This is a genomic window from Pseudomonas sp. TWI929 (assembly GCF_039673335.1).
Classification (GTDB): Bacteria; Pseudomonadota; Gammaproteobacteria; order Pseudomonadales; family Pseudomonadaceae; genus Aquipseudomonas.
The window spans coordinates 1-7,920 of sequence record NZ_JBDJLK010000147.1 but is presented as its reverse complement, the minus strand read 5'-3'; the positions used below and the strand labels follow the sequence as shown (position 1 = coordinate 7,920).

Here is a 7,920-nt window from a genome sequence, read left to right as displayed (position 1 = left end):
AAAATGATGCAGTTGATGGGCTGAAGAGCCTTTTTTTAGCACAAAAACAAACGCCCCGAACAAGTCGGGGCGTTTGGTCTAGGGCCTATCAGTGTGTTTTCACACAGTCTGTTCGGGGCCCTTTTTTCATGGGCGGCGGGAACCTTTTGCGGACTTGCATCTTGCATGCAGTTTTACCGCGCTGATTGCAAAATGCACGACCCTTGAAATGCTGGTTGCTTGCTAACTCGTTGATTTATAAGTGCTAAAGCGAAGCGGCAAAGCTGGCACAGCGTATGCAACTACACTCATACCTGCCGCCAGGACTTACGGCGCAGACCTTTCGAAAAACAGGAGTGACACACATGAAGAAGTTCGCCATTGCTGCCGCCACTGCTACCGCTCTGACCCTGACCATGGCTAACGCGGCATTCGCCCAGCAGTCCACCCAGGCCCCGATGACGCTGGCGGCCGGTGAGGTGACCAAAGCCAAGGAAGCTACCTCCGATACCTGGATCACCACCAAGGTAAAGGCTGACCTGATGACCGAGAAAGGTGTGCCTGGCAGCGATATCAAGGTCGAAACCAACAAGGGTGTGGTGTCGTTGTCTTCTGACACGGCGGTTACCAGTGCCCAGAAAGAGATGGCTATTGCCATCGCCAAGAAGATCAAAGGTGTGCAGGCCGTATCGGCTGATGGCCTGAAGTCCGAATAAGGGACGTCTCGTCGGCCAAACGGACTTGGCCACCATTTTGCCTAAAGGGGCCGCTTTGCGGCCCTTTTCATTTAACAAACAGGATTGCGCGCAATCACTTCACTCTCAAAGCACTCCTGCTCGATGATCAGCGGCTCTACCAACGGGCGGCTATCGCGGAAGTGCGCGGTCTGGGTATGCGCTTCATAGGCCGCATCATCGCGGTAGATCTCGTACAGGTAGATCACCTCTGGGTCGGCCCGGTCCTGCGACACATCGAACACCAGGCAGCCGGGCTCGGTGGCGACAGAGGCTGCAGCATTGACCGTGATCGCAGTCAGAAAAGCCTCGGCGCAACCGGGCTTCACACGGGTCTTGATGAACAGGCTATACACAAAGTTCTCCTTTTGTTTTAAATTCAATAATGAATTGTATACAAAAATGGAGCCTAGCCAATGTCCGAATTGCCTGCACGCCCTGGCCGCCTGAATGGCCTGCGTCATATTGCCTTGTTGGTGCCTAACCTTGAGGAGTGCGAACGCTTCTATGTCGATGTGCTGGGCATGGAAGTGCTGAACCGCGCCAACGAGGACCTGGTGTACCTCACTTGCGGTAACGACAACCTGTCGTTGGGGCGCGGGGCAGGGGCGGCCAATGGGTTGCAGACCCTGGACCACTATGGGTTCATCGTTGATAGCGTGGAGGAACTGGAGGCCTGGTATGCGTACTTCAAGGCCCGTGGCGTAACCTTGCTAGACCGGCCATTCAACCATGGCGACGGCGCGCGCAGCTTCCACCTGCTGGACCCGGCTGGGAACAAGGTGCAGCCGCTGTATCACCCGGCGGTGTCGGGGCAGCGGTTGGTCAGTGCCTGAATTGATGTTGCCTGGTCGGGCCTCTTCGCGGGTGAACCCGCTCCCACAGGTATTGCACAGGCCTTGAGCTGTGCGCGATCCCTGTGGGAGCGGGTTTACCCGCGAAGAGGCCTAGCCTGCCACTAGAGGTTACTCAGCATCCAGATGCATCGGCGTCACCACCCGGCCATCGCTCTCGGCCTGCCCCAGGTTGGTATCGATGAAATACACCCGGTCATCCTCCAGCTGGCCCTTGTCGACCAGGTAATCCTTGATGCTGCTGGCCCGCTCCTGGCCCAGCGTACGCAGCAAGGCGGTACTTTCGGCCCACGACTTGATCACCGCCTCACGCAGCTTGGCGGTGCGTTCGTCGCGGCCGAGCTGCTCCCATTCGGCTGGCGGTTGTTGCTTCAGGCGCGTGCGGTAGATGCCTTCGAGCATCGCCGGCTTGTCGCTGTCGTCGACCACCAGCATCGAGGCATTGGCCGGTACCTTGTCACCCCGACGCTGCAGGATCTTGTACCAGGTGGCCTGGTACTCACGCTCCAGGCGCTGTTGGGCGATCAGCGGGCCATCGCTGGCCTGGGCGCTGGTGCCTTCGATCTCCAGGCGCAGTTCCGGGCGCTCCTTCAGCGCTGCTGCCAGCTTGTCCAGCGACGACTGGGCGTCGCCACTGAGTTCACTGGAGCCGGGGGCGAAGGCCACGGTACCGAGGTCTTGCGCACCACCGCCGCTAACCAACCCGCCAATGAACTTGAACGGTGCCTGTGCCGCACGCAGCACCAGGTTGCGCAGGGTCTGCCAGACGATCGGCATCACGCTGAACTGCGGGTTGTTGAGGTCGCCAGACACCGGTAGCTCGATCGAGATCTTGCCTTCGGTATCCTTCAGCAGCGCCACCGCCAGGCGGATCGGCAGGTCCACCGCGTCCGGGCTGTCGACTTTCTCACCCAGTTGCAGCTGCTCCACCACCACCTTGTTCTCGGCCTTGAGCTGGCCGTTGGTGATCAGGTAGTGCAAGTCGAGGTTGAGCCGGCCCTTGCGGATACGGAAACCCGCAAACTTGCCAGAATAGGGGGTCAGCGTGGTCAGCTCGACGCGCTTGAAACTGGTGGCGATGTCCAGGCTGGCCAGCGGGTTGAACGGGTTGAGGGCGCCCTTGATGGTGACCGGTGCGTAGCGGTCGACCTTGCCCTTGACGTCAACCTTGGCCGGCGCTGGCTTGCGGTTGTCGATGGTGCCGATCCGGCCGTTGAGCTGCTGAATGGCCGTGGCGAAGTTGGGCGTGAGGGACAGGTCGGCAAAGTTGGCCGAGCCGTCGTTGATATCGATCTGGCCGATGTGGATGCCCAGCGGCTTGTCGCTACTGGCCGAGGCTGGCTTGGCCTGGCTGCTTGCAGGGGCGCCGGCCGGTTGCGGGATCAGCAGGTCATTGATGTTGGTGGTGCGGTCTTCGTTGATGATGAAGCGCGCATAGGGCTGCAGCAGCGTCACCTTGTCGATCGACAACGCATCGCCGTGCACGTAGGACAAGCCGTCGACGTTCACCTGTTGCCATTTGACGAAGTCGCGGCTTTTGATGGTATCGAGGGTGTGCAACTGGCTGACCTGTGCCTTGCCGGTAACGCTGAAGGCCAGCGGTGCGGTGTTCTTCAGGTCGACCTTGAGGTCGCTGCCGAGCATGCCGCTACGCAGCTCCAGCAGGATGAACGGGCTGATATAGGCTTGGGCCACGCGCAGGTCGATGTCGCGGGTGCTTACATCAAGCTTGGCCCAGACCGGCGCCAGGTTGACCTGGCCGGCCGTCTGCAATTTGCCCTGTTTACCCACACCGGTATCAAGCTTGAGGGTGAAGGGCGACTGGTTGAGGCTGTCGAACCCTTGCAGGTCTGCGTTGAGCGGGCCAACGTCCAGGGCTACCGGTTCTTTCCGGGAGCGGTCTGCCAGGTGCACCATGTAGTTTCGTAGCTGCACGTCCTTGAGCAGTACCTGCCAGGGCTTGCTTGGCTCTTTGGCGGCTTGCTCTTCGGGCGTGGGCTCGGCGGCGGCAGGTTCGGCCTTTTCCTTCGCTGTAGCCTTGGCTGGCTGGCTGGCGAACAGCTTCTGCCAGTCAAGCTGGCCGTCCTTCTCCAGCGCCGCCCAGGTTTCGAGTTTTTCGCTGCGGATCTTGCCTACGGTGACCAACTGCTTGACCAGGTCGACGGAAGTTTCGCTCACTTCCAGATTGGCCAGGCGTACCAGTGCTCGGCCATCGGGGGCCTTGATGGCGAACGGTGCAACGCGTATGGACGTGTTGTCCAGCAACAGCTCAGTCTGTTTGGCAAGGTTGAGCTTGTAATGGGTGTTGAGGTTGAACACGCCGTCCTCAAGCACCAACGGCACGGCATCACGCACGTAGGGCCAGAACAACTTCATCTTGCCGTCGGTGACCTTCAGCGTGCCCTCGGAGGCGATCGGCGACAGGCTCAGGCTGCCTTTCCAGTCGATACGCCCGCCATTGGGGCCGATGGCCACCAGGGTCATGTCGGCATTGTCGTTGGGCAAGGTGCTGAGGTTTTTCAGCTCCAGGTTCATGTTGTCGTAGAGGAACTCGATCGGCTCGCTCGGGCGCTGGTCCTCGAAGTGCAGGTAGCCGTCGCTGAGCTTGATGCTGCCGATGCGCAGCGGGAACGGGTCGCTGGGCGGCTCATCGGGCTTGGCTTCACTGACGGGCAGCTTGAACAACCCAGTCAGGTTGAGGGTACCGTCCTTGGCGAACAGCACTTCGTTACGCGGTTTGTCGAGCTCGACCGCCTCCAGTTGCAGGGCGCGCGTCCACAGGCTGTCGAGCGAGAGGTTGGCGTACAGCCGGTCGAAGCCGACCTGCTCCTTGCCGGGTTCGCCGATCTGCAGGCCCCATAGTGTCAACTCCAGGCTGAAGGGGTTGAGTTCAATCCGTTCGAGGTGTGCCGGCACGGTGGCGTACTGGGCCAACTGCTGGTTGGCGATGCGCAGCGCGACACCGGGAAGAACGAGAAAGCCGAGCAGGCTGTAGAGGGCTACCAGAGCCAGCAGTGCGCCAGCGGCGCGAGTCAATCCTTTGTACATGTGTCGCTTCGTCTGTCTAAGCAGGAGTGCTTGGAGTATGGCACGTTAAATCAGTTCCGCTGAGGCGACCATTTGAGCTCATTCGATGCCCATGCGCCGTTTGGCCCGGTGCGCCGAACCGTCGCGCATCGCCCAGCGCAGTACCGGCGCGGTGCGCTGCAGGCCCATGCGGATCAGGCGCCGCTGCAGCAAGCCGTGCTGCAGGCCGAGCATGTCCTGGGCCCAGGCCGGCAGCAGGTCGATGCCGGCATGCAGCATCAGTTTGCCCACCGGTTGTGCGAGGCGGCTGGGGGCCGGGGCGTCGAGCAGGATCTGCACCACCTCATGGCTACGCGTGTCGCAGTGCAGCTGCGGGCGCATACGGTGCAGGTAATCTTCAACCTGCTGGCATGAGCGCGGTACGTCACGGGCTCCAAGGCGCTCGGCGATCAGGGCGATTTCAGCGTAGTAGGCATCCTGCTCGGCGCGCGACAGGTGCGGGTCGCGGTAGCGCAGGTGGGCGGCGAGGAAGCTGCTGACTTCCGCTACGTGCACCCAGGTCAGCAGGTCTGGGTCGCTGGCTGCATACGGGCGGCCGTCCGCCGCGGTGCCGGTGACCTGCAGGTGGATGGTGCGCACCTTGTCGAGCAGCCATTCGGCATCGCGTGTCGAGCCAAAGGTAGTGCCAGAGATGAACTGGCTGGTGCGCCGCAGGCGGCCGAGCAGGTCCTGGCGGAAGTTGGAGTGGTCCCACACCCCGGCCAAGGCCAGCGGGTGCAGCAACTGCAGCAGCAGGGCACTGATGCCGCCGACCAGCATGCTCGGGAAGTCGCCATGTACCCGCCAGCTGATGCTGTGCGGGCCGAACAGGCCGGGGTCGCCTTTGGGCGATTCAAGGTCGAGCTGGCCGAGGGCCAGCCCGGTGAGGCTCATGACCTGGGTTTCGATGCGGCGGCGAAGGGCTTCCATGGCGACCTGTGGTGCAGGGCGGCCATGAGCTGCGGCCGCCGGTTACTGGTTGAGGCGTTTGTCGATCAGGCCCTGCACCACGCTGGGGTCGGCCAGGGTCGAGGTATCCCCCAGGTTATCCAGCTCGTTGCAGGCGATTTTGCGCAGTATACGCCGCATGATCTTGCCTGAGCGTGTCTTGGGCAGCGCCGGCGCCCACTGGATCAGCTCAGGTTTGGCGAAACTGCCGATTTCCTTGCTGACCAGGGCCAGTAGCTCAGCCTTGAGCGCGTCGTCTGGCGTCACGCCATTCATCGGGGTGACGAAGGCGTACACGCCTTGGCCCTTGAGGTCGTGGGGGTAACCGACCACCGCGGCCTCGGCGACGCTGTCATGCAGCACCAGCGCGCTTTCCACTTCGGCGGTGCCGATGCGGTGCCCGGAAACGTTGATCACATCATCGATACGCCCGGTGATCCAGTAATCGCCATCGGCATCGCGGCGGGCGCCGTCGCCAGTGAAGTAGTAGCCGGGCATGGGCTTGAAGTAGGTATCGACCATGCGTTGGTGGTCGCCATAGACACTGCGGATCTGCCCGGGCCAACTGGCCTTTATGACCAGCAGGCCGGCGCCCGGGCCTTCGATCAGCTTGCCTTTCTCGTCCAGCAGTACCGGTTGCACTCCGAACATGGGCTGGGTGGCGCAGCCGGGCTTGAGTGCCTGCGAGCCAGGCAGTGGGGTGAGCATGATGCCGCCGGTTTCGGTTTGCCACCAGGTATCGACGATGGGGCAACGCTTTTGGCCGACTTCCTCGAAATACCACTCCCAGGCTTCAGGGTTGATCGGCTCGCCGACGCTGCCCAGCAGGCGCAGGCTTTTGCGCGAAGTGCTCTGCAATGGCGCGGCCCCCTCGCGCATCAGCGCGCGCAGGGCGGTCGGGGCGGTGTAGAAGATGTTCACCTGGTGCTTGTCCACTACTTGCCAGAAGCGCGAGGTGTCCGGGTAGTTGGGCACGCCTTCGAACATCAGCGAGATCGCACCATTGGCCAGCGGGCCATAGACAATGTAGCTGTGGCCGGTTACCCAGCCGACGTCGGCGGTGCACCAGAACACCTCGCCGTCTCGGTAGTCGAACACCACCTTGAAGGTCATGGTCGCCTGCAGCAGGTAGCCGCCGGTGGTGTGCAGCACGCCCTTGGGTTTGCCGGTACTGCCGGAGGTGTAGAGGATGAACAGCGGGTCTTCGGCGCCCATCGGTGCGGGGGCGCAGTCGTCGCCAGCCTTTTCGGTCGCTTCGTGGTACCAGAGGTCGCGGCCTTCGGCCCAGGTAACATCACCGCCGGTGCGGCGTACCACGAATACGCTGCTGACCGCGGGGCAACTGGCCAGGGCCTTGTCGACGTTCTGTTTCAGCGGGATGCGCTTGCCGCCGCGCACGCCTTCATCGGCGGTGATCACGGTGCGGCAGTCGGCATCGAGAATACGGTCGCGCAGGGCATCGGGCGAAAAGCCACCAAATACCACCGAGTGGATGGCACCAATGCGGGTGCAGGCGAGCATGGCGTAGGCGGCCTCGGGGATCATCGGCATGTAGATGCACACCCGGTCGCCTTTGTTCACCCCGCGTGCTTTCAGCGCATTGGCCAGGCGGCAGACCTGGCGATGCAGTTCGCGGTAGGTGATGGCTTTGGAGTCCTTGGGGTCGTCGCCTTCCCACAGCAGGGCGGTTTGCTCGCCGCGCTGGGCCAGGTGGCGGTCGATGCAGTTGTAACTGACGTTGAGCTGGGCGCCGTCGAACCAGCAGGCCTTGCCGGTGTTCAGGTCGCATTGCTGCACGCTTGACCAGGGCTTGATCCAGTCCAGGCGCTTGGCCTGTTCGGCCCAGAAGGTATCGGGGTCGTCGACTGACTGGCGGTAAAGGCGGCGGTACTCGTCGGGGGTGAGGGCGGCGGACTGGCTGACGGCCAGGGCCTGTGGGTAATTGCGGATATCGAACATGGCGGGTGGTCCTGCTCTTGTAAGGGGCGAGGGACTGCAACGGCTATTCGATAGGACAGTGTAGCTGGGGGCGTTGTTCAACCTGCACCGGCCTCTTCGCGGGTAAACCCGCGAAGAGGCCGGTGCAGGTTTCAGATCACCCGCGGTGACGGCCGCGGAAGTAGTTGATCAGGCCTTGGGTAGAGCCATCTTCGGCGTTGTCTTCCAGGCTTCCTACAAGACGCTGGTACACGCCCTTGCCCAGCTCCTTGCCCAGCTCCACGCCCCATTGGTCGAAGGCGTTGATACCCCAGATCACGCTCTGCACGAACACCTTGTGCTCATACATCGCCACCAGCGCGCCCAGGCGGCGTGGGCTGATGCGTTCGACCACCAGGGTG

6 protein-coding genes and 1 pseudogene are annotated in these 7,920 nt (G+C 62.3%); 2 read left to right on the top strand and 5 right to left on the bottom strand.

Annotated features, from left to right (window positions below):
* Window positions 1-344 precede the first annotated feature (344 nt).
* The gene (locus ABE456_RS27905) at window positions 345-695 is read left to right on the top strand and encodes a BON domain-containing protein (protein ID WP_346646806.1); all 351 of its coding nucleotides are present in this window, start codon (window positions 345-347) and stop codon (window positions 693-695) included.
* 71 nt (window positions 696-766) lie between these two features.
* Here the strand turns inward: ABE456_RS27905 and ABE456_RS27900 are convergent, their stop codons facing one another.
* Window positions 767-1,069, bottom strand: a complete 303-nt coding sequence (locus ABE456_RS27900) for a putative quinol monooxygenase (protein WP_346646805.1) — start codon at window positions 1,067-1,069, stop codon at window positions 767-769.
* A gap of 60 nt (window positions 1,070-1,129) precedes the next feature.
* Between ABE456_RS27900 and ABE456_RS27895 the strand changes: the two genes are divergently transcribed.
* A complete protein-coding gene (locus ABE456_RS27895) occupies window positions 1,130-1,549 on the top strand; it encodes a VOC family protein (protein ID WP_201199998.1) in 420 nt (139 codons plus the stop codon).
* 129 nt (window positions 1,550-1,678) lie between these two features.
* Here ABE456_RS27895 and ABE456_RS27890 read toward each other — a convergent pair whose 3' ends face one another.
* From ABE456_RS27890 to ABE456_RS27875, 4 genes and pseudogenes are all read right to left on the bottom strand, one after another.
* Window positions 1,679-4,615 carry a DUF748 domain-containing protein gene (locus ABE456_RS27890; RefSeq protein ID WP_346646804.1) on the bottom strand — a complete coding sequence of 979 codons (2,937 nt, stop codon included), beginning with the start codon at window positions 4,613-4,615 and terminating at the stop codon, window positions 1,679-1,681.
* A gap of 78 nt (window positions 4,616-4,693) precedes the next feature.
* Window positions 4,694-5,563: an oxygenase MpaB family protein gene (locus ABE456_RS27885; protein ID WP_346646803.1), complete on the bottom strand. Its 870-nt coding sequence runs from the start codon at window positions 5,561-5,563 to the stop codon at window positions 4,694-4,696.
* A 42-nt stretch (window positions 5,564-5,605) separates the two neighbouring features.
* A complete protein-coding gene (acs, locus tag ABE456_RS27880) occupies window positions 5,606-7,540 on the bottom strand; it encodes an acetate--CoA ligase (RefSeq protein ID WP_346646802.1) in 1,935 nt (644 codons plus the stop codon).
* Between the two features lie 136 nt (window positions 7,541-7,676).
* Window positions 7,677-7,920: pseudogene (locus tag ABE456_RS27875) on the bottom strand (glucose-6-phosphate isomerase); the annotation flags it as partial.

Coding starts and splice junctions, on each gene's coding strand:
- ABE456_RS27890 (WP_346646804.1), bottom strand. CDS start 4,615: ATGTACAAAGGATTGACTCGCGCCGCTGGCGCACTGCTGGCTCTGGTA.
- acs (WP_346646802.1), bottom strand. CDS start 7,540: ATGTTCGATATCCGCAATTACCCACAGGCCCTGGCCGTCAGCCAGTCC.
- ABE456_RS27895 (WP_201199998.1), top strand. CDS start 1,130: ATGTCCGAATTGCCTGCACGCCCTGGCCGCCTGAATGGCCTGCGTCAT.
- ABE456_RS27905 (WP_346646806.1), top strand. CDS start 345: ATGAAGAAGTTCGCCATTGCTGCCGCCACTGCTACCGCTCTGACCCTG.
- ABE456_RS27885 (WP_346646803.1), bottom strand. CDS start 5,563: ATGGAAGCCCTTCGCCGCCGCATCGAAACCCAGGTCATGAGCCTCACC.